This window comes from Methylobacterium sp. PvR107 (assembly GCF_017833295.1).
Taxonomy (GTDB): Bacteria; Pseudomonadota; Alphaproteobacteria; order Rhizobiales; family Beijerinckiaceae; genus Methylobacterium.
Window position 1 is genome coordinate 2,973,865 of sequence record NZ_JAFIBW010000001.1, and the last position, 17,779, is coordinate 2,991,643.

Consider the following 17,779-nt stretch of genomic DNA (forward strand, 5'->3'; position numbering starts at 1 on the left):
CTCCCGCCCAAGCAGATGTCAGGTTCTCGGGCACCTCCATGCCACGACTGGCCGCCGGGTGCTCTCCAACCCTCCCCGGCCAGCGGTTCCCGCTGGCTGGGGAGCACACAGCTTACATCGTCAGACCTGCGCCTGGCCGCCGTCGACGAACAACTCGACGCCGTTGACGAAGCCCGCCTCGTCGGAGGCCAGGAACAGGACCGCGTTGGCGATCTCTGTCGGCTCGCCGACGCGTCCGAGGGGGATGCGCGTCCCGAGGTAATCGAGCAGGCCCTGCTGCTTCTCGGCGTCCTCGCCGGCGAGGCCGACGAGCCCTGGGGTGCGCGTCGCGCCGGGGCTGACCACGTTGACGCGGATGCGGCGGTCCTTCAGATCGAGGACCCATGTGCGGGCGAAGTTGCGGATGGCCGCCTTGCTGGCCGAATACACGCTGAAGGCAGGCGTCCCCTCCGTGCCGGCGGTCGAGCCGGTCAGCACGACCGCCCCGCCGTCCTTCAGAAGCGGCAGCGCCTTTTGCACAGTGAAGAGCGTGCCCTTCACGTTGGTGTCGAAGGTCGTGTCGAAGTGCTCCTCGGTGATGGCGCCGAGCGGAGCGAACGCGCCCCCGCCGGCGTTGGCGAAGACGACGTCGATCTGCGCGTGCTTCTGCTGCACGGCATCGTAGAGGCGGTCGATGTCGGCGAGGTTCGCCATGTCCCCGCGCACGCCGGTAACCCGCCCGCCGATCTCCTTCACCGCCGCGTCGAGCGCGTCCTGGCGACGGCCGGTGACGAACACCGAGGCGCCCTCCCGCGAGAAGGCTCGGGCGGTGGCGAGCCCGATGCCGCTGGTGCCTCCGGTCACCACCACCACCTTGTCCTGAAACCTGCCGGTCATCGTCGTTCTCCATCATTCGGCTGCGTGTCAGCCGCTGCCACGAGAGATGCGCTCGGAACGATGATGCGGACAGGCGGCAAATCTGGCACGTAGCGTTCCAATCAGGGAACGATGATGCGCCCAGACCTCAACGACTATGTCACCTTCGCCGAGGTTGTCGCGCATGGGGGCTTCACCGCCGCGGGCCGGGCGCTCCGCGAGCCGAAATCGAAGCTGAGCCGCCGCGTCTCGGCGCTGGAGGCCCGGCTCGGGGTGCGGCTCATCGAGCGCTCCAGCCGGCGCTTCCGCGTTACAGAAGTCGGGCAGACCTTCTACGAGCGCTGCCGCGCCATGATGCTGGAGGCGGAGCGGGCGGAGGCGCTGGTCGCGGAGGCCCAGGCCGAACCTCACGGGCGTATCCGCATGAGTTGCCCGCGCAACCTTGTGAAGGCCGTATCCGCCATCGTGCGGGGTTTCCTTGACCGCTACCCGAAGGTCCAGTTGCAGCTCGTCGCCTCGGACCGGGCCGTCGACCTGATCGCGGAGCGCATCGACGTCGCGCTCCGCGTCCGCCACGAGCTGACGAGCGATGCCTCCCTCACCATGCGGTCGCTCGGACGCTCCCGCTGGATCCTCGTCGCCAGCCCGCAGGTCGCGAACGGCCTCGGCGTGGACATCGACGATCTCGCCTCCGTCCCGACGATGGGCACGAGCGATGAGGCGGGCCAGATCACCTGGGTGTTGGAGCGCGAGGACGGAACGGCGCATGAGCTTCGCCATGAGCCGCGGCTGACCTGCGCCGACTACGCGGTTCTCTGCGATGCCGCGGCGGACGGATTGGGTGTCGCCTTCCTGCCCGATCACGCCTGCGCGGCGCACATCGCCGCCGGTGAGCTCGTTCGCGTCTTCCGGGACTGGCGGAGCCGGGACGGTATCGTCCACATCGTGTTCACGACCCGGCGCGGCCTGCCGCCCGCCGTCCGCGCTCTCATCGACCACTTGGCGAAGGAGTTTCCGGACCTGTGAGGGCGTGAAGCCCATCGTCGACGCACTGTGCATCGGGAAGCCGCTGATGTGGACCGGAACCGGATGCGCTCTCGCCCGTTTTTTACGGCGAAAATGACAGCCAACTGTCATTAAAGCAGTTAGCTCATCAACCCGGAGCATTCCATGGGGCTCAAGCCCGGTGCAGCCTCGGAGGACCGCCTCCGAACACGCCGAGCCTGGTCCGGGCTCGTTATCGACGTGTTCCGCTTGAACGGCGACTTGATCGAGGCGGGCGATGCGCTCGTTCGTGACCTCGGCCTGACCAGCGCCCGCTGGCAAGTGCTAGGGGCTATTGCGCTATCCCCGGTCCCGCTGCCCGTTGCCCATATCGCCCGCAACATGGGCCTCGCCCGCCAGTCCGTGCAGCGCGTCGTCGACGAGATGCGCGACGACGGGCTCGTCCGGCTCGAACCCAACCCCCACCATCGCCGCGCGCCGCTCGTCACGATGACCCCGAGGGGCGAGGCCGCCTACGAACAGGCCATGGCGCGCAAGGACGTCTGGGCGGACGTCCTCACCGAGGGGATGTCCCCCGCCGCCGTCGAGGCCGCCTCCGAGCTCCTGCGCATCCTCCAGGAGCGGATCTCCGCCTCCCACGGCCGCATCGCCACCATCGCCAGCTCGACACGAAAGGAGACCCAGGAATGAGCCATGCCGATGCCGAGCAGGGATACCATGCCGACGTGATCGTCGTCGGCGCTGGGCCCATCGGCCTCACGACAGGCAACGCCCTGCGCCACCACGGCGTCTCGTGCCTGCTCCTGGACGAGCGGACCGACGTGAAGGCCTACTCGCGCGCCAACAACCTTTGGGCGCGCCCGCAGGAACTGCTCGCCGGCATCGGCTTGCGGGATGCGCTGGCCGCGAACAGCTATGCGATCCACACCATCAACTTTTTCGTCAACGGCACCCCGACCACGCCCATCCCCATTGCTGACGTCGCCAGCCCCTACCCCAAGGTCCTTTACAGCGGGCAGGACGTCATCGAGCGAACCCTGACCGCCGAGTTCGAAAAGCGGGGCGGCCGGCTCGACCGCGGCTGCAGGGTGACGGGCGTCAACCAGGACGAGACCGGCGTCACGGTGGTGCTCAGGCGAGATGAGGACGGGCCGGAGCAGTGGCGCCGCTGCCGCTACCTCGTGGCGGCCGACGGCGCCAAGAGCACGATCCGGCCGAGGCTGGGCCTGGACTTCGAGCCTGAGCGCCTGCCGAACTGCATGAACCGGCAGGTCGACGCAAAGCTGTCCTGGCGCCGCTCGCTGGAGCCGGACCAGCTTTGGTTCTTCTACTACGAGCGGGGCTTTGCGGGCATCCTGCCGGTCTGGGGCGGGTATCACCGGTTGTTCTTCCTCGCCGACGACACCGGCGTCCCGGACCGAGACCCGACGCTCGACGAAATGCAGGCGCTGGCGCGCCAAGTGACCGGCGACGGGACCCTGACCCTGTCGGACCCGCAGTGGCTCACCCACAGTCGCTTCTCCTACGGTGTCTCGCCGGGCTACGCGCGGGGCCGCGTCTTCCTGGCAGGCGATGCCGGGCACCTGTCGCTACCCATCGGCGGCCAGGGCATGAATGCCGGCCTGCACGACGCGGTCGAGATCGCGTGGCGGCTGGCCATGGCCCTGCGAGGCGAGGCGGCGCCGGTGATCCTCGGTTCCTACGACGGCGAGCGTGGCGGCGAACACGCCCGGCTCAGCGCCCAGCAGGCGCGCGGGTTCCGGTGGACCGTCTACCGCGGCTCGGTCACCGATACGGTGCTGGGCTTGGCCGCGAAGGCTCTGCCGAACCTCGGCTCGCTGCTGCAGGGTACCGACGACATGCAGCAGATGGGGGTTGAGTACCCGAAGAGCGCCCTGAACGAGGAACGGCTTTCCGGTCTGGCGACCATACTCCGGCCAGGGCCGAAACCCGGCGAGCGGGCGCCGGACGCGGAGGTGACGCATCGCGGCGAGACCACGAGCCTGTTCCCGTTCCTTGCCAACCCGGACAGCCACACGACCGGCTGGGCGCTGCTGTGCTTCGACGGACGGTCCTCCGAGGCGGGCGCCGCCCTGCTCGACGCCGTTGAGGCAGTCACGCCCTGGCCCTGGGTGCGGCCGCGCCTTGTGCTGGCGGGCCCGATAGTGGCTGGTGCCGACGTGCCCGTTCTGTCCGACCTCGACGGCAAGGCGCATGGGGCCTACGGGCTGGAGGGTCGGCCGGCGTTGGTGCTCGTCCGGCCGGACGGCCACATCGCGTTCCGCGGTGACGCCGACCAAGCCGATCGCTTGGTGGCCTATTGCCGCAAGGTTTTCGGCCCGGCGCACGAAACACGCGTGGCAGCCGCCCGTCGAAGGGAATCGGCGCTTACGACCTGAGCATGTCGTGGCCGATTGTCATGGTGTCATACCGGATAACGAGCTTTTGTTATCCCTCACGTAGACGCCCAAGAACTTCGTCCCGCCCGGAAGCTCGCACGCGCCGGCCCGGATAACCTTCCAGCGGCCCGGATTGAGGCGCGTGTGAATAAGTCAGCAGCCGATCGCCCCAAAGACTGCGGGCCTGTTCCAGACGCTCAGGAAGGCGTCGGTCGCTATGGCGTACACGTCGCCCGCCTCCTCGCCACCGGCGCCGACATAGGCCGACGACAGGGACACGCCCGCGAAACGTGATCCGGTCCCACGATGTCGGTGGTGTTGTGGTTTACCCCGGCCCCTCGGGCCTAGGGGTGCGCATGCCGTTGGCCAGCGGCCTCCAGGATGAGATCCGCAACGGCCTGCGGCTGCGAGATCAGGGATAGGTGGCTGGCCTTGAGCTCAATCGTCCGCGCGTTCATGCGCTTGGCCATGAACCGTTCGAGGTCCGGGTCGATGGTCCGATCCTCGGTCGACACCGCGTAGAAGCTCGGTTTCGACCGCCAGGCCGCCTGGGTGGTCTTTCCCGCCAGCAACGCCTTCTGGAACGGTTGCTGGACCGCGAACAGCACCCGGGCCTTGTCCGCCGGCAGGTCGCCCGCGAAGTCCTTTAGGAAGGCCGCCTCGCTCAGGCGCCCCTCGTCGCCGTCGAACACGATGCCGGCCGAGGCGGGTGGCGTCGGGTAGGTCTTGGCCAGCGCCGTGTAGTCCTCGCCCGCATCCGGCGCCCGGGCCGCAACGTAGACCAGGGCGGACACCTTCGGGTCGACGCCGGCCTCGGTCACGATCATGCCGGAGAACGAGTGGCCGACCAGGACCGTCGGTCCCTCCTGGCGCGCCAAGACCCGCTTCGCGGAGGCGACCACCTCCTCGAAGGTGGTCAAAGGGTTCTGCACCGAGGTGACGTTGAGGCCAGCCGCCTGCAGCTTCGGGATCACCGCGGACCAGCACGAACCGTCGGCGAAGAGGCCGTGGACGAGCACGACGTTGCGCGCCCGCGGCAGGTCCTGGGCGGTCGCCGGTCCGGGGAGCAGCGCCGCCGCGGCGCCCGCGGCGAGCGCGCGGCTCAGGTCTCGTCGGGTCATCATGGGTGCATGTCTCCGTTCGGGGTCCGGGAGCCCCGGGGCTCACACCTGTTCGAAGGTCAGCGCGGAAGCGTTACGCCCGAGAGCCGGGCGCAGGCGTTCAACAGCGCCTCCTGGGTGGCCTCGTCCCGCGTGACCGGGTGCGGCGCGCGCAAGGCCTTGTGGTAGAAGTACCGGCCTGTCGAGCGGGCGAGCGGTTCGTCGCTGGTGGCGAGCCATGCTTGCGTGACGGGCGCGGCGGCCAGGTCGTCCGGCGCACCCGGACCGCCCATCCGGGTCGGCACCCAACCCGGCTCCAGGGCGTTCGACAGCACGTCCGGCCAGCGTCGGGCGATCCCGAAGGTAAGCAGCACGTCGAGGAACTTGCTCTCGGCATAGGCCTGCGCCCCGTTCCAGCGCCGCTTCTCCCACTGAAGGTCGTCCATGTCAGGCCGTCCGCCCGGATGCATGCCGGAACTGAGGTAAACGAGCCGGCCCGGGCGTTCGATCAAGGCGGTGAGGAGATAGGGCGCGAGCACGTTGACCGCGAACAGGTGGGACAGTCCGTCCGCGGTCACACTCCGGCGGGGTTCGCGGTAGCCGATCCCGACGTTGTGGATCACGGCGTCGAAGCGGCCCGTCCCGTTTGCCTGCTCCGCCACGGCGTGCATCCCGGCGAGCGTGATTACGTCGCCGACCACCACACCCTGCGCTTCGGGGAGCGCCCGACGCGTGGCCTCCGCGCGCCGCTCGTCCCGGGCGTGGAGGGTCACCTCGTGCCCGTCCCGGGCGAGCAGCCGCCCCGCCATGAGGCCGAGGCCGTCCGACGAGCCGGTGATCAGGATGCGGGCCATGTCGACACCTCCCCAGCGTCCGTCGGAGACCTTACCAAGGCAGGTTCGCATTGAACCGGTCGAGGGAGCGCAGCCCCGGTTGGCATCGACGGTGTCGACGATGTGCGGGATGCTCGCCTCGACCGAGCCACGCCGACGATCAGGCTGGCGGTGGAGACAAGGCCGTCGTCGGCGCCGAGCACGGCGGCGCGCAGCCAGCCGATACGGTCGATGAGGTGTCGCTCCTGGTGGACGGGTCGCATGGTCGTTAGGATCTCCGTGGCAGCATGCACAGCAGGACGGCGTCGTGCCAGAGGTAGTGGTGCACGAGGGCGGCGACCGCGTGGAACAGGGCCAGGGCCATCAGCACGTTCGCCGCGAGCCCGTGCCAGTGCGTCAGCGCCCACCGCCATTCCGGGTCGCCGAGCTGCGGCAGGCTGACCGGACCGAGGGAGACGCCGCGCACGAAGGCGTTGACGATGCCGAGGCCGACGATTGCCTGCAGCAGGACGTACAGCGCGGCGTGGGTCGCCTTGGCGAGGCGATGGAGCGGTCCCGGGTCCTCCACTGGCAGGTCGCGGCCGTCGGCCCGTCGCCAGATAAAGAGGGCGACGACCAAGCCGGTGAGGACAAAGCCCAGGTCGAATTGCGCCGACCCGATAACCCCTCCTCTGCGTCGCGGAAGAGGCGCTCAAGTAGGGGCGACCTTCCCAGCCCACCACGCTTGCAAGGACCTTGATGCCCTACACTTTGCACCGCCTCGCTGCCGGCAGCTACGATTTGCTGCTCGAGGGCACGGTTATCGGCAGCGTTGTGCGCGATGTCGGAAAGAGTGGGCAGATCCGGGGCTGGCGCGTTGAACTCATGAGCGGTGAGCTGCCCTTACCAGCGCCGTTCACTCAAGAGACGCACGAGTTCAAGTCGTTTGAGGCGGCCGTGTCGTGGCTCGGCGGCGGCGTCTTGGTCCATGACGGTTGATCGGCAGAGCCCCAGGCGTTTTGTGAAGGCTTTGAGTCATACAAGCGGTGGGGTTAGCGATCCCGTGGAAGAGGCGTCCAACGCGATGCGGTGGTGACGGCGCGGATCGGCGCCCTATCTCGGCCCAACGTCAGTCAACGAGAAGGTGCATGTCCCACTTCCAGGCTTCCCGACACTTCGATCGCACAAGCTCGCGCATGAAGGCAGAGACGCGCGAGTCGGCAGCACTTGAAGTCAGGGATGAGATCGAGGCGGAGCGCCGAGGCATCGACGATCGGACAGCGCGGCTGCGGGCCATGCGCCTGGCGCGGGAGAACGAGAAATCCTAACGCGGTACCGGCCGGGGCTACGTGCGGCACCGCGAGGATCCGGAAGGCGCGAATTGAGGAGCCTTCTATGGCTAACAACCACAGTAAAGAGCGGATTCAGGCTGAGGCCGCTTTCGCGAAAACGCAGGACCTGCCCGGCACCAAAGCCTCTGACCGGCCGCCAATCAGTGCAGCCGATCAGAATACCGCCCGCCTGAAGGCTGCGCGCCTCGAAAGGGATGCCGCCAAGATCGGGTCCAAAAAGCCATGACGCGCAAAGTTGGACGCGAAGGCGTCACCGAGCACCTGAAGGCGAAGGGCTACCTGAAGTGAGCGAAGACGGCGATCAGCCCAACAAGATGGCTGAGGTAGCCGGGCTGGCGGCGGCGATTGCCGACCGCATCCTCGAACAGCAGATGGTGGGCACATCGATCCCCCCGGAGCAATTCAGAATGCTCGTCCGCGCCGCCCGGATGCTGCTGGACAATGGTGTGCCTTGGCCACCGTCGGTGGAGCACCTCGTCATGGAGGTCGCCAAGCGGGTCGAGGAGCTTGAGCCTACATCGAGGGGCGACGACGTAGTGGTGCAGCTTACTCGGCCGCGTGGCGATCCTTGATGGACGAGGACCGCGACTTCGAGCACTCGCCGCTGTCCGGCTCCTTCAGCCGCGATGGCGAAACCGTCGACGTCGAGGTCTACCGCTATGCCGGCACGCAGGATCCGTGGCAGCTGGTCGTGATCCACCCGTCGTCCGGCGGCTGCACTGCGGGAAAAGAGACGATCGCGACGGATCAGGAGGCCTATGAGGCTTTCACCGCCATGATGGCAGCGGACGGCATGGGATCTTTCACGGGTGTCGTGCCGCCCGTGCAGCACTGACCCCGTCCACCGGCTCGTGGTAGGGGCGATACGGTGATGTGGATGTAGGGAGACGAACATGCGCCCGGGGCGATCAAAGCGTCGGCTACCCGACAGCCTGACCCAGCATTTGTCGGATCCGAAGATCGTAGTCCTGAAGCCCCGAGATCGACGGCGTCGCCAACACCAAGGGTCCGACCGGACCACGAAGGTTGCCCTTTCGGCCGTGACCCTCATCGTGGTTGTGCTAGCGGGCGGGCACCTCTTGCATGCATGGTAAGCTATCTGGCACGCCATCACGGACTGGCGACCAGCCGGGACTATGTGCGGCACCGCGAGAATCCTGAGAGAGCTGATGCCGGTCGCGAACCTGATCCTGCTCGTGCTGGCTTTGCTCGCCACTCTCGTGATGGCGGTCGGGTGGGCTCAGGACCCTGCGGCGCCGATGCCGGCGGAATGGTTCGTCGCGAAGATCACTGAGGGCGGCCTTTGGGCGGGACTGTTCCTGACGCTGCTGGGCGTCGCGTTCTTCGGCTGGCGTGCGAGCCGAGCGGGCGGAAAAGCTAAGGGCCCGAACTGACGCACAGACCCGGCGATGGGAGCAGATTCTCATACGTTCGATTCGACGGATTTGGCCGGTATTGTTTTCCGCAAGAGCGCCTCTGATGCACATAAAGCGGAGATCATAAGTTTCAAAAACAATTTGCACCTAACATAGGAAGCTTGAGGTCCAATGTTGACGATGCTCGATATTGTCTGCCAGGAAAAATAATCTAATGTCTTAGATCTGTAGACTGAAAGACGTTCGGATCGAAATAGGACCGGAAGCGCAAAAAGCCCCGCGCGGCCGTGAAGGCGGGGCCGAAGGTGAGCGGAACGGCCGAGCCTGGCAAGCAGCGCGCCAGTCAGGGCAGCGGATCCTTCGCCGTGTGGTTGCCGGCGGCAGAGGCTCAGCTATCCTGCCGCGATGCGCACAGCCCTCGCCGCCGGAAAGCGCGCACTGCACGACGCGGGTTGATCATGAGAAGCGCGCTGATCAGATGGCTCATGGTGGCGCTTGCGGGCGTCGTGAGCACCGAAGTTTTCGCACAGCGCCGTCGGACCCCTAGGGCGGTTCCTCGCCCAACGATCGAGGCGCCGCAGTTCGGCAACCCGCGTCTACCGACCACGACGCTGCGGCCTCCTGATGACGGCATCATTCATTGGAACACGCCGAACAAGGACGGCAATCTCGGCGGTCCAGGCACAGGTGGAAGCGGCGGCGGCGGGGGCTAACTCTACTTCGCCTTCACCATCTGCCGCCCATGGTTCTGCACGACGTCGCGGAAGAGGTTGCCGGAGGCAGGGGCAGCGCGTGAAGAAGCCCGCCACGGGAAACCGGGCGGGCTTGGTAGTATCGCCCTAATGGAGAGCGTTAGAAGCCCCCGCGGCGCCCGTACCCGCGACCGTAACCGCGGCCATAGCCGTGTCCGTACCCACGCCCGTAGCCGTAGCCGCGCCCGCGGAAGCGCGGGCCACCATAGCCCCGGCGACCGTAACCAATGCGCGGGCCGCCGTAGCCATATTGAACCTCTTGCACCGAAGTCGCCGCCTCAGGGACAGCTCCGATGCCGATCTGAGCCGCGGATGCCTGGACAGGCGCGAGAAACAGGCTGGCTGCGAACAGCCCAGCCGTCAGTGCCGGTACTTTGAACAAACGCTTTCTCCTAGCCACAGCCGCGGGCGTGCGACAGTCGCTTAGGCCAACCAGACGGCCGCACCCATTGTTCCGCGTCACCTGTCCGCCTTCGCCATCTGCCGCCCGTGGTTCTGCACCCCGTCTACGGAAGAGGATTTCGGCCGACGAAGCCATGACGCGTGCCTGGGTGGCGATCCAGCCGGGATGCGCTACACCTTTACCGAGTCCGTCAAAAGCCCGCGTCGGCGCGCCAGGCGGGCTGAGTTAGCGCTCTGTGTGAGACATGGATACCGAGTCGCTCTTGTGTATCTACGCGACCGACTCAAGCGACCGTTCTGCGGCCGGCGCCACGTTTGGTTTATCCGGTAATTGCCGCAAGGCTCTACAAATCATCTGACGTATATGGGCGCGAACCTGAGCGCTATTTAGCACGTCTTTGATGTCGTCAATATTTGACTTACGGTATATTGTCATGACGGCCATCCAGATGATAGAGTTGATTTCAGATCAACCAATCGCCCTCAGGGCTTTCTCATAACCGAAGAGTATTCGCAACTCAACTCAAATTTACACAGTTTGATAAAAAACAGTTCCTGCAGCGGCAGCAAGCAAGGGGAGGAATGGATGTTGCAGCGATTTTATTTTGATGTTGATAATGGCCGTGAAATCGTTCGAGATGATGAAGGCGTTGAGGCTGAAGACTTTGAACAAGCGCTAGCTGACGCGCGTAGCGTCATCAGCGAAATGGCTGCCGAGCTGGCGGTCGCCAACCTCAGCGGCCCATGTTCGATTATTGTGCGAGATGAAACGGGATTGACACTCGCGCAGGTGCCACTTGGATTATTCTCCACGCCGCCGCAGGAGCCGAAAATCTAAACCTTGGGCGGTCAGCTCAATCCGCCTCTGCCATCTGCCGCTCGCGTTCCTGCATCTCGTCGCTGAAGAGGCGACGTGGCAACCACTACGTCGGCCGCGCGAGTAGAGCATCATCCAAATAGGGGTAGTGTTCCGGAGCACGTCGCGAAGTAATGTGTGGTGCTTAACCATGTCTCGCACCGTCATCGCCGATGAGACTATGTGGCGTCGGTGCTGGAGGGTCTCCACCATGTTGACTCGCAGCGTCATCAGCCTTGCCGCCCCGGTCTTCCTGATCGCTTCGTGGGCCGCTCCGTCCTTGGCCCAGCCCGCCGCCAATGGGGGGCCGAAATTTCTCATCCACGGCAACTATTGCGGTCCAGGCAACAACGCTCCGCTGCCCCCAATCGACGCTCTCGACGCAGCGTGTGCCCGCCACGACGCCTGCACGCCGGATGTCGGCCTGCCCTCGAAGGCCTGCAACCTTCGGCTGGAGCGAGAGGCGGAGGCAGTCGCCCGGGATCCGTGCCAGCCGGATGATGTCCGTTCCCTAGCTGGCCTCGTAGCCTCCTTCGCGGCCTCCAACGCATCGAGCCCCGCTCCGACAGTGCTCCCGGCCAGGTTCGGTCGCTAAGAGGCTGGGGGCTCAGCCCCCCGCCAGCCGGAGCCATCGTCCTCCCTCCTCGGCCAGAGGGGACCTCGGGCGTCCCCTTGAGGTGCGCGACGGAGACCCGAACTGCCGGGATCAGCGGATAGCGCCCGCGCTCGGCTTTCGGCAGGACGCCCTCGGCGGTCAGCTGCTCGACTCGACGCGCCGTCATGTCGAACGCGTGCGCGAGCGTGCCGACCGGCACCATCGGCGCGAGGTCGGCGGCGCAATCAACGGCGGCTGATTCCGCTTCCAGGAAGTCGCTTTCCTCCAAGCCACGATGACAAATCTCATTCGAGGCAGTGAAGCGAAGCGCACTGGAAAATTTGATACGTCGACAGAAGCTTTGCTCGAGCGGACACTCGGAATTGGTCACCCTGGCCCAGGACTCACAGTAAGTTGTATTCAGAGTATAAATGCAACTATGTGGTATTCGGGTCCCACCCTCTGGCAGTGACGGACGGTCGCTCACCGCACCCCTGCCGATCGCCACGCTGCGTCACGGGCCGCTACCTCGCTGCCGTCTCGTGCAGGAGGTCGGGCCGGATCGGTGCTCGCTCGGTGGTGCCAATGCCATGCGCATCACCATGATCGACGGGCGTGGTCTCGATGACCGGCACGTCGTCCTGGGCGGTGGTGTCGGGCTTGGTGGCTGCCATGATGGCTCTCCGGACTGTCGGGGTGTCGGGACCGCGGCGGGGGTGACCCCTCCCGCCACGATGCCGGATTGTCCCTGACTTGGTCAGGGAGTGCAGTCGTGCCGGCCTTTGGATCACCGGTCCCATGGCCATGGTCGTTCGGAGACAGGCTGACTTTCCGGTGTTGGGCTGACTGCATCGCCCTCAATGGCGCGGGTGACGGAGGCCCGTGCAGGTCTGGCCCACGCAATCCTGTGTCAGGCCACGCGCGGCCAGCGGGAGCCGTCGGCGGCATAGCGCTCAGCGCCGACCGTGAAGGCGGAGCCGGGCGTGTGCAGGTCGCGGCGGGTTTGCTCGACGGCCGATCGGGTCTGCGTGTCCTTGGCCTCAGCCTCCCGGCTTCGAGCCAGATCCGCAGCGATGCGTTCTGCCGAACTCAGCTTGCGCTCGGAGGCATTCGGCTCGGGCTTCCGGAACAGGCGACGTGCCCAGGCGGCGCCGTCCTCGATTTCAGCGCGGTTCATTGACGATCCTCCCGTGGATCGGGGCGATCTCGCCCCAGACATAGCCCGCGTCGGTGCCCAAGGCGGGTAGCTTCACGCGGCCGGCATCGAGCTGTGCGGCTGGTCGGACCTGCCGTTCCAGCTGCAGCGAGGCTCGCCAGGCGGGACCGGATCGGCACCGTCGGGCAAGGCAAAGTTGGCGGCCTCGATCAGTGCGGCCCGCTCGCGGATCTTCGTCAGCAACGGCACCAGGCGATGCGCCTCGGTGACGTACTGATCGGCCAAGGTTGCGACCTCGGCTGAAGCCTTCAGGGCCTTACGGTGGAGATCCTTGCGGCGCTTCTGCTCGGCTTCGTGCGCGGCCTTGGCTTCAGCCTCGGCGAGCACAGCAGCGGCGTGCTGCACCTCCAGCTGCTCGAGCCGGATCTCGGTGAGCGCAACACGATGGTCCAGGGCGGCCACGTCGCCGGCGGTGCCATTCAACAATACGTCGGCGCGGTGGGCTTCCAAGCGGGCCATCATCCGGGCCGAGCCGGGCACCATGACGGGCGAGATGCGCGCCCAGGCTCTGGCGCGTGAACTCAGACATGGTCTGGCCACGCTGGCGGGCGGTGGCTTCTACCGCTCGGGCGAGGTCGGTTTCGACCTTCAGCCGAAGCAAAGCATCTCGGCGAAGAGGATTGGTCATGATGTGGCCACGCCTCGATCACTGCATAGCCAGATACCTGCTTCATCTATACAGCTTCGGCAAGACGCCGATGCCTTACCGTGAACGCGCGATTCGGCACTGCCGTCGCCCTTAGTTGTCAATTTTTGTCGTACGTTATGTTTGGTCCCGTCATTTCATGCCAATATGCCGTATCTCGATTGTCCAGTTTTGCGAAGAGGGAGCCATGATTGGGCAGGCACCACGAGTGGCGAGGGAGTTTCACGTCGGTCCGCGCGGTGATCGGTATGCGTTGACGCGCGATCTGAAGACGGGGCAGCCTTATGTGCTGCATCGCCCATGCGCGACTGATCCTGAGGTTCAGATAGATCTTGGCGCGTTTCTGGTGCTGTTCCGAGGCCAGGAAAGGGACGACCTGCTGGAACTGATCGCGTCACTGCTGCCGGAGGATGAGCAAGCTGCACAGGACAGTGCGAACGTCCTACGACCGCCGCGATTTATGTCGCGCTGGATGCCGGTCCGGCAGGTCTGACGTCCGTCGCCTGACCCAGCCGGCGCCCTACTCAATTTGGGGGACGAACACGGCGGCCCTCAGCGATAAAGCGCGCTCTGGGGTTCCGACAGAGGCCTTTTCTGATGAGGCTTGATCTCGATCTTCCGGAAAAATGGGTCGTTGATCCCGAGGATGTGGCGCACCGGCTCGGTGTGAGCACGGCGGCCCTGAAGCGCTCCGTTATTGAGGGGAACGCCAGGGTTCTGATCGTTCCTGGGAGCTGGGCGGACATAGGAAGTTCGCGCGTCACCGTTCATCTGTACGACGGCGGGTGGCAAGGCACGTTCGACCAGAGCGGGCAGCTGGTCGCTGAGCATGTCTGGTAACGCGACCGCATCAATCCGGGCCGACGCGCGTTAACCCTCCTACTGGCAGCAGGTGGCGATGGCCGCGCGCATCCACCCAGACGTGTACACCCACTGGGCGAGCAGCGGGGCCGCCAATAGGCCCGTGCACCGGGCGGGCGAAGACGTCGACACCCCCGACCAACTCGCCAGCCCGGCTCTGCCATGACGCCTGGCGCTGCAGTGGCTTGTCTGCTGATCCGACCAGTGATCGGCTGAGCCCTGCTGCGCCAGGCGTCATGACAGAGCCGCCGCCCGCCGCTTCCGATCCTCGCGCTCGGATCCCCGGCCGCCGCGTGATATCGACAGTCTCAGCCCCGCATCTGCTGCCGAGCTGTCGGAGGGCTACTCCATGCGGCTCGATCTTGGCCTCGAAGGCGATTGGATGGTTGATCCGCGCGATCTAGCCTCTCGCCTCGACGTGAGCACCAACGAGTTGAAGCGCCTGAACCGGCTGGGGCGAATTGATGCCCAACTGGCAATCGGTGCCGGCCAAGACACAGGTCTGTCGCGTGTGATTGTTCGTCTGTCCGATAGAGGCTGGTCGGGCGTTTTTGATCAGGGCGGAACTCTCATCAGCGAAGACGTTTGGTGAGATCATCGCAACGACGCCGCTGCTCGACGGCGGGTAATCTCATCGACTCGACGGAACCGAAAACGAGCGTATTCTCCTGTTAGCCCCGCCAGAGGGCACCGGAGGAACAAATGTCTGCAAACTGGAAAGCGGTCAAAGAGGACCTCGATTGGAGTTTGAATTCGGAGGACGATGTTCAAGGCCGCGGCGACCTAAAGGCCGCCTTCAGCAAAGATAGCTCAAAGCACATGGATGCTGTAATACAATCTTACAAACATGGTCAGCGCGACAATCATAAGATTTCAAATCTATCAAGATGCGCGCATGAAGACGAGAAGCGGCTGTATAACATTGGAAGAAAGCTGGTCGGCTTGAAAGCTTTGTGACCGGGCGCACTCAGTCTGCCTGGCTCGCTTCCCACCTTGTGGGCCTGCCGTTCGGCTCTACTGCTCGGCGGGCACCCTGGCGGCACCTATGAGCCCTAAGCTGGCCGGGATGCGTTGCCTCCGAAAAGGCACCGTCGCCGCTTCCCGTTCAGGACACTCCGATGAACTCCCTCATGTGGCTGCTCTCCAAGATCGTCCAATTTCTCTTCGGCAGCGGGGGGAAGCGAAGAAGCACCTCAATGGGAAAAGAGGATGAGGCAGGAGGCTTCGAGAGCCAGACCGCGACCAGAAGCAGGAACTTCGATGACGATTATCGAGCCGCCACAAAGATCCTGAAGATGCGAATGGACGCCCGCTTCCCCGACAATTTCCATGCGCGGATGGGTTCCGAGACAAACAGCATGCGTGACTTCGGGGACGAGCGGGCCGGCGCGATCGATACGGCTTCGGCCGCGATTGCGGCAGCGTTGCGCAACGGCGCCACCGTCAAGCAGGCGGCTGATGCGGGCGCGGCCAGCGTCGGCCTTCGAGTGGCTTCTGGGAGGTAGTTTGTGGGGCGAGCCAACCACCCTGAGGGGACATCCCATGGCTCGCATCCGCTCCGCCCGCGTCAGCACCCTTGACCAGGATCTCGACGCCCAGCGCGCCCGTCTGAAGGCTGAAAGCTGCGGCATCGTTCGCGCCGAGAAGGTTTCAGGTGGCTCGCGTGAGCGCCGGCCCGAGTTGGCGACGGATATCGAGTTCCTGCGCCCTGGCGACGAACTCGTCGTAACCCGCCTCGACCGGCTCGGGCGCGACACCCGTGACGTGCTCAGCCTAATCCACGAGGCCAGCAACGGGGGACGTTCGTGACCGTCCTCGACCCGCATGTCTCGACACGTGGCGCGTTGGGTCACGTCGTGCTCGGCATGGTCGCCCAGATGGAGCGTCGCTTCATCAAAGAGCGCCAACGCGACGGCATTGAGCGTGCGAAGGCCGTCGGCATCTATGTTGGCGGCAAGCGTCGGCTCGACCGCGAACGAATCAGAGTTCTGCACGCCGAAGGCGCTGGCCCGGCAGCCATCGCGCGGATTGTCGGTTGTTCGCGTATGCAGGCCTACCGCGTGCTTCAGGAGGGATGTGAAGCCGACGTCGCGAACGGCCGAGTTGGGTGGGTTTCTGCTGTTCTGCTTTCGGACAGAAGAGCATGAAAACGGACGTCGTCTCGTGCTCAAATGCGACTCGCTGCCCAAGGTGAGAACGCCTCGATTACAGGTAAAAAGCCTCATCGTTGTCGCTTAATTGTTCTAACGCTTCTTTATGAACCTTACCGACTATCAAGAGCGTTCCTGCGCCGTTAAACAGGTACCGAATATATCTTAAGTTGCTGATTGTTCGATTTTGACATGAACCATTTTCTATCATAAGTTAGTAAATCGCGGGCGGTTCGTGCAAAATTAGACATTCCCAGTAAGACAGGATCGCCGTTTAATAGTAAAACCATGCAAACGCTGTTTTCGACCTAGTTTTTACATCCAAGCGGCAAGTTCCAGAGCTGGCGCGATGCGATGTCTGACATGCGCGTGCCAACCGAGATGAAGCGCCTGACCGACGATCCATTCGACGGTAAGCTGGAATTTGCCAAGATCGGCTCGATCGAAGCGATACGCACCTCGCACAGTGCGTTGCGGGCTGAGGCGACACCCAATCTGGTCCGGCGTCATGGCCAGGGAAACAGCGTCGGAATATTCCTCCGGCTCGCTGGGGTTGCACGGACCGGTCAATCCGACAGGACCTCCGTGCAACGTCCTGGCGACCTCATGGTGCTCGACTGCAGTCCGGCCACGCAGGAGTACAGCGCGGGCAGCCAGATGCTCACCCTCCACATACCCCGTGAGCGACTGGAGTCTTTCCTCGGCCCAGCCCGTCTCTACAGCGGGCTGACGATCGGTGCGGACCTCGGAAGCACCGCCTTGACAACAGCCTTCCTGACCGAGCTGATGCAGGTCAGCCAAAGCCTCACGCCGGACGTCGCCGACCGCATGACGTCGATCGGCGTCGACCTCATCGTGGCCTGTCTCGCCGAGCGGATAGCGCAGGAGGTGCCGCGCTCCATTCACGGCAACGCTACGGTCCAGCGTGCCAAGGCCTACGTCGAGGCACACTTGAGTGACACGACCCTCGACCCGCCGCACCTCGCCGCCGCCATGGGCGTGTCGCTCCGCCGGCTGCAGGAGCTGTTCCACGAGCGCGGCCGGCACATCTCCGACTACATCTGGGAGCGCCGTCTGGAGGCGGGCTCTAAGCGGCTGTCCGACCCGGCCTGCGCCCACCTGTCGATCAGCATGCTGGCTTACGGCTGCGGCTTCAGCAGCCAGGCGCATTTCGCTCGCCGCTTCAAAGATCGCTACGACATAAGCCCTCGTGACTACCGGCAGGCGCACAGACAGGACGCGCAACCGGTCGCGTCCGCTTTCCGGCTATCGTTCTCGTCAGCGGAGTGACCGTAACGGGTCGATCGCTGCCTGTCCGCTTCATGATCACAAGCGGGCCAGCCAGCGAGAGGTCTCGTCGCCCCCGGCCATTCACAGCCGTTCTGGCCCCACAATGTTAGGA

25 protein-coding genes and 3 pseudogenes are annotated in these 17,779 nt (G+C 65.1%); 19 read left to right on the forward strand and 9 right to left on the reverse strand.

What is annotated here, in order from left to right; genetic code table 11:
• Positions 1 to 120 precede the first annotated feature (120 nt).
• Positions 121 to 876 (reverse strand): SDR family NAD(P)-dependent oxidoreductase, encoded by a 756-nt coding sequence (locus JOE48_RS14020; RefSeq protein WP_210030624.1) that lies wholly within the window; start codon positions 874 to 876, stop codon positions 121 to 123.
• A 111-nt stretch (positions 877 to 987) separates the two neighbouring features.
• Here JOE48_RS14020 and JOE48_RS14025 point away from each other — a divergent pair, with 111 nt between their 5' ends.
• The 3 genes from JOE48_RS14025 to JOE48_RS14035 all read left to right on the forward strand — a co-directional run bounded on the left by JOE48_RS14025 (position 988) and on the right by JOE48_RS14035 (position 4,259).
• The gene (locus JOE48_RS14025; protein ID WP_210030626.1) at positions 988 to 1,881 is read left to right on the forward strand and encodes a LysR substrate-binding domain-containing protein; all 894 of its coding nucleotides are present in this window, start codon (positions 988 to 990) and stop codon (positions 1,879 to 1,881) included.
• 144 nt (positions 1,882 to 2,025) lie between these two features.
• Positions 2,026 to 2,550: a MarR family winged helix-turn-helix transcriptional regulator gene (locus tag JOE48_RS14030; RefSeq protein WP_210030629.1), complete on the forward strand. Its 525-nt coding sequence runs from the start codon at positions 2,026 to 2,028 to the stop codon at positions 2,548 to 2,550.
• Positions 2,547 to 4,259, forward strand: a complete 1,713-nt coding sequence (locus tag JOE48_RS14035; protein WP_210030631.1) for an FAD-dependent monooxygenase — start codon at positions 2,547 to 2,549, stop codon at positions 4,257 to 4,259. Before JOE48_RS14030 ends, JOE48_RS14035 begins: the two co-directional genes overlap by 4 nt.
• Before the next feature lie 153 nt (positions 4,260 to 4,412).
• Here the strand turns inward: JOE48_RS14035 and JOE48_RS30825 are convergent, their stop codons facing one another.
• From JOE48_RS30825 to JOE48_RS14055, 5 genes and pseudogenes are all read right to left on the reverse strand, one after another.
• Complete coding sequence (locus JOE48_RS30825) at positions 4,413 to 4,538, reverse strand: hypothetical protein (RefSeq protein WP_280921316.1); 126 nt, start codon at positions 4,536 to 4,538, stop codon at positions 4,413 to 4,415.
• A gap of 65 nt (positions 4,539 to 4,603) precedes the next feature.
• Positions 4,604 to 5,383 carry an alpha/beta fold hydrolase gene (locus JOE48_RS14040; RefSeq protein ID WP_210030633.1) on the reverse strand — a complete coding sequence of 260 codons (780 nt, stop codon included), beginning with the start codon at positions 5,381 to 5,383 and terminating at the stop codon, positions 4,604 to 4,606.
• 56 nt (positions 5,384 to 5,439) lie between these two features.
• Positions 5,440 to 6,213: an SDR family NAD(P)-dependent oxidoreductase gene (locus JOE48_RS14045; protein WP_210030637.1), complete on the reverse strand. Its 774-nt coding sequence runs from the start codon at positions 6,211 to 6,213 to the stop codon at positions 5,440 to 5,442.
• 119 nt (positions 6,214 to 6,332) lie between these two features.
• Positions 6,333 to 6,455, reverse strand: a pseudogene (locus JOE48_RS14050) (VIT family protein); the annotation flags it as partial.
• Between the two features lie 5 nt (positions 6,456 to 6,460).
• Positions 6,461 to 6,853, reverse strand: a complete 393-nt coding sequence (locus tag JOE48_RS14055) for a cytochrome b (RefSeq protein ID WP_210035756.1) — start codon at positions 6,851 to 6,853, stop codon at positions 6,461 to 6,463.
• A 77-nt stretch (positions 6,854 to 6,930) separates the two neighbouring features.
• On the opposite strand from JOE48_RS14055, the gene JOE48_RS14060 reads away from it, so the two are divergent.
• From JOE48_RS14060 to JOE48_RS30330, 8 genes are all read left to right on the forward strand, one after another.
• Positions 6,931 to 7,170: a hypothetical protein gene (locus tag JOE48_RS14060; protein ID WP_210030639.1), complete on the forward strand. Its 240-nt coding sequence runs from the start codon at positions 6,931 to 6,933 to the stop codon at positions 7,168 to 7,170.
• A gap of 149 nt (positions 7,171 to 7,319) precedes the next feature.
• The gene (locus JOE48_RS14065; protein ID WP_210030648.1) at positions 7,320 to 7,499 is read left to right on the forward strand and encodes a hypothetical protein; all 180 of its coding nucleotides are present in this window, start codon (positions 7,320 to 7,322) and stop codon (positions 7,497 to 7,499) included.
• Positions 7,500 to 7,566: 67 nt separating this feature from the next.
• Positions 7,567 to 7,749, forward strand: coding sequence for a hypothetical protein (locus JOE48_RS14070; RefSeq protein WP_210030650.1), 183 nt, complete (start codon positions 7,567 to 7,569; stop codon positions 7,747 to 7,749).
• Positions 7,750 to 7,807: 58 nt separating this feature from the next.
• Positions 7,808 to 8,095, forward strand: coding sequence for a hypothetical protein (locus JOE48_RS14075; protein WP_312893204.1), 288 nt, complete (start codon positions 7,808 to 7,810; stop codon positions 8,093 to 8,095).
• Positions 8,095 to 8,358: a hypothetical protein gene (locus JOE48_RS14080; RefSeq protein ID WP_210030652.1), complete on the forward strand. Its 264-nt coding sequence runs from the start codon at positions 8,095 to 8,097 to the stop codon at positions 8,356 to 8,358. Before JOE48_RS14075 ends, JOE48_RS14080 begins: the two co-directional genes overlap by 1 nt.
• 334 nt (positions 8,359 to 8,692) lie before the next feature.
• Positions 8,693 to 8,917 (forward strand): hypothetical protein, encoded by a 225-nt coding sequence (locus tag JOE48_RS14085; protein WP_210030654.1) that lies wholly within the window; start codon positions 8,693 to 8,695, stop codon positions 8,915 to 8,917.
• A gap of 1,722 nt (positions 8,918 to 10,639) precedes the next feature.
• On the forward strand, positions 10,640 to 10,891 hold the full coding sequence (locus JOE48_RS14090) for a DUF6894 family protein (protein WP_210030656.1): 252 nt from the start codon (positions 10,640 to 10,642) through the stop codon (positions 10,889 to 10,891).
• A gap of 229 nt (positions 10,892 to 11,120) precedes the next feature.
• Positions 11,121 to 11,504 carry a hypothetical protein gene (locus JOE48_RS30330; protein WP_245252824.1) on the forward strand — a complete coding sequence of 128 codons (384 nt, stop codon included), beginning with the start codon at positions 11,121 to 11,123 and terminating at the stop codon, positions 11,502 to 11,504.
• A 524-nt stretch (positions 11,505 to 12,028) separates the two neighbouring features.
• Here JOE48_RS30330 and JOE48_RS14095 read toward each other — a convergent pair.
• The 3 genes from JOE48_RS14095 to JOE48_RS14105 form a co-directional block, all read right to left on the reverse strand.
• Positions 12,029 to 12,178, reverse strand: a complete 150-nt coding sequence (locus JOE48_RS14095; RefSeq protein WP_210030657.1) for a hypothetical protein — start codon at positions 12,176 to 12,178, stop codon at positions 12,029 to 12,031.
• A gap of 236 nt (positions 12,179 to 12,414) precedes the next feature.
• Positions 12,415 to 12,681 carry a hypothetical protein gene (locus JOE48_RS14100; RefSeq protein WP_210030658.1) on the reverse strand — a complete coding sequence of 89 codons (267 nt, stop codon included), beginning with the start codon at positions 12,679 to 12,681 and terminating at the stop codon, positions 12,415 to 12,417.
• A gap of 72 nt (positions 12,682 to 12,753) precedes the next feature.
• The gene (locus JOE48_RS14105) at positions 12,754 to 13,182 is read right to left on the reverse strand and encodes a hypothetical protein (protein WP_210030659.1); all 429 of its coding nucleotides are present in this window, start codon (positions 13,180 to 13,182) and stop codon (positions 12,754 to 12,756) included.
• Between the two features lie 19 nt (positions 13,183 to 13,201).
• Between JOE48_RS14105 and JOE48_RS14110 the strand changes: the two genes are divergently transcribed.
• The 8 genes and pseudogenes from JOE48_RS14110 to JOE48_RS14145 all read left to right on the forward strand — a co-directional run bounded on the left by JOE48_RS14110 (position 13,202) and on the right by JOE48_RS14145 (position 17,667).
• A complete protein-coding gene (locus JOE48_RS14110; RefSeq protein ID WP_210030661.1) occupies positions 13,202 to 13,432 on the forward strand; it encodes a hypothetical protein in 231 nt (76 codons plus the stop codon).
• Between the two features lie 187 nt (positions 13,433 to 13,619).
• Positions 13,620 to 13,859 (forward strand): hypothetical protein, encoded by a 240-nt coding sequence (locus JOE48_RS14115; protein WP_245252825.1) that lies wholly within the window; start codon positions 13,620 to 13,622, stop codon positions 13,857 to 13,859.
• Positions 13,860 to 13,963: 104 nt separating this feature from the next.
• Positions 13,964 to 14,206 carry a hypothetical protein gene (locus JOE48_RS14120; RefSeq protein ID WP_210030665.1) on the forward strand — a complete coding sequence of 81 codons (243 nt, stop codon included), beginning with the start codon at positions 13,964 to 13,966 and terminating at the stop codon, positions 14,204 to 14,206.
• A 370-nt stretch (positions 14,207 to 14,576) separates the two neighbouring features.
• On the forward strand, positions 14,577 to 14,819 hold the full coding sequence (locus JOE48_RS14125; protein ID WP_210030667.1) for a DUF6522 family protein: 243 nt from the start codon (positions 14,577 to 14,579) through the stop codon (positions 14,817 to 14,819).
• Positions 14,820 to 14,929: 110 nt separating this feature from the next.
• On the forward strand, positions 14,930 to 15,184 hold the full coding sequence (locus tag JOE48_RS14130; protein ID WP_210030668.1) for a hypothetical protein: 255 nt from the start codon (positions 14,930 to 14,932) through the stop codon (positions 15,182 to 15,184).
• 161 nt (positions 15,185 to 15,345) lie between these two features.
• Positions 15,346 to 15,732, forward strand: a complete 387-nt coding sequence (locus JOE48_RS14135) for a hypothetical protein (protein WP_210030670.1) — start codon at positions 15,346 to 15,348, stop codon at positions 15,730 to 15,732.
• A 37-nt stretch (positions 15,733 to 15,769) separates the two neighbouring features.
• Positions 15,770 to 16,374, forward strand: a pseudogene (locus tag JOE48_RS14140) (recombinase family protein).
• A gap of 291 nt (positions 16,375 to 16,665) precedes the next feature.
• Positions 16,666 to 17,667, forward strand: a pseudogene (locus JOE48_RS14145) (helix-turn-helix domain-containing protein).
• The last annotated feature ends 112 nt before the right edge of the window (positions 17,668 to 17,779 follow it).

Excerpts from the sequence above, each read along its gene's own strand:
- JOE48_RS14020 (WP_210030624.1), bottom strand. The coding sequence starts at position 876 with ATGACCGGCAGGTTTCAGGACAAGGTGGTGGTGGTGACCGGAGGCACC.
- JOE48_RS14025 (WP_210030626.1), top strand. The coding sequence starts at position 988 with ATGATGCGCCCAGACCTCAACGACTATGTCACCTTCGCCGAGGTTGTC.
- JOE48_RS14030 (WP_210030629.1), top strand. The coding sequence starts at position 2,026 with ATGGGGCTCAAGCCCGGTGCAGCCTCGGAGGACCGCCTCCGAACACGC.
- JOE48_RS14035 (WP_210030631.1), top strand. The coding sequence starts at position 2,547 with ATGAGCCATGCCGATGCCGAGCAGGGATACCATGCCGACGTGATCGTC.
- JOE48_RS14040 (WP_210030633.1), bottom strand. The coding sequence starts at position 5,383 with ATGATGACCCGACGAGACCTGAGCCGCGCGCTCGCCGCGGGCGCCGCG.
- JOE48_RS14045 (WP_210030637.1), bottom strand. The coding sequence starts at position 6,213 with ATGGCCCGCATCCTGATCACCGGCTCGTCGGACGGCCTCGGCCTCATG.
- JOE48_RS14060 (WP_210030639.1), top strand. The coding sequence starts at position 6,931 with ATGCCCTACACTTTGCACCGCCTCGCTGCCGGCAGCTACGATTTGCTG.
- JOE48_RS14065 (WP_210030648.1), top strand. The coding sequence starts at position 7,320 with ATGTCCCACTTCCAGGCTTCCCGACACTTCGATCGCACAAGCTCGCGC.
- JOE48_RS14070 (WP_210030650.1), top strand. The coding sequence starts at position 7,567 with ATGGCTAACAACCACAGTAAAGAGCGGATTCAGGCTGAGGCCGCTTTC.
- JOE48_RS14080 (WP_210030652.1), top strand. The coding sequence starts at position 8,095 with ATGGACGAGGACCGCGACTTCGAGCACTCGCCGCTGTCCGGCTCCTTC.
- JOE48_RS14085 (WP_210030654.1), top strand. The coding sequence starts at position 8,693 with ATGCCGGTCGCGAACCTGATCCTGCTCGTGCTGGCTTTGCTCGCCACT.
- JOE48_RS14090 (WP_210030656.1), top strand. The coding sequence starts at position 10,640 with ATGTTGCAGCGATTTTATTTTGATGTTGATAATGGCCGTGAAATCGTT.
- JOE48_RS30330 (WP_245252824.1), top strand. The coding sequence starts at position 11,121 with ATGTTGACTCGCAGCGTCATCAGCCTTGCCGCCCCGGTCTTCCTGATC.
- JOE48_RS14095 (WP_210030657.1), bottom strand. The coding sequence starts at position 12,178 with ATGGCAGCCACCAAGCCCGACACCACCGCCCAGGACGACGTGCCGGTC.
- JOE48_RS14100 (WP_210030658.1), bottom strand. The coding sequence starts at position 12,681 with ATGAACCGCGCTGAAATCGAGGACGGCGCCGCCTGGGCACGTCGCCTG.
- JOE48_RS14105 (WP_210030659.1), bottom strand. The coding sequence starts at position 13,182 with ATGATGGCCCGCTTGGAAGCCCACCGCGCCGACGTATTGTTGAATGGC.
- JOE48_RS14110 (WP_210030661.1), top strand. The coding sequence starts at position 13,202 with ATGACGGGCGAGATGCGCGCCCAGGCTCTGGCGCGTGAACTCAGACAT.
- JOE48_RS14120 (WP_210030665.1), top strand. The coding sequence starts at position 13,964 with ATGAGGCTTGATCTCGATCTTCCGGAAAAATGGGTCGTTGATCCCGAG.
- JOE48_RS14125 (WP_210030667.1), top strand. The coding sequence starts at position 14,577 with ATGCGGCTCGATCTTGGCCTCGAAGGCGATTGGATGGTTGATCCGCGC.
- JOE48_RS14130 (WP_210030668.1), top strand. The coding sequence starts at position 14,930 with ATGTCTGCAAACTGGAAAGCGGTCAAAGAGGACCTCGATTGGAGTTTG.
- JOE48_RS14135 (WP_210030670.1), top strand. The coding sequence starts at position 15,346 with ATGAACTCCCTCATGTGGCTGCTCTCCAAGATCGTCCAATTTCTCTTC.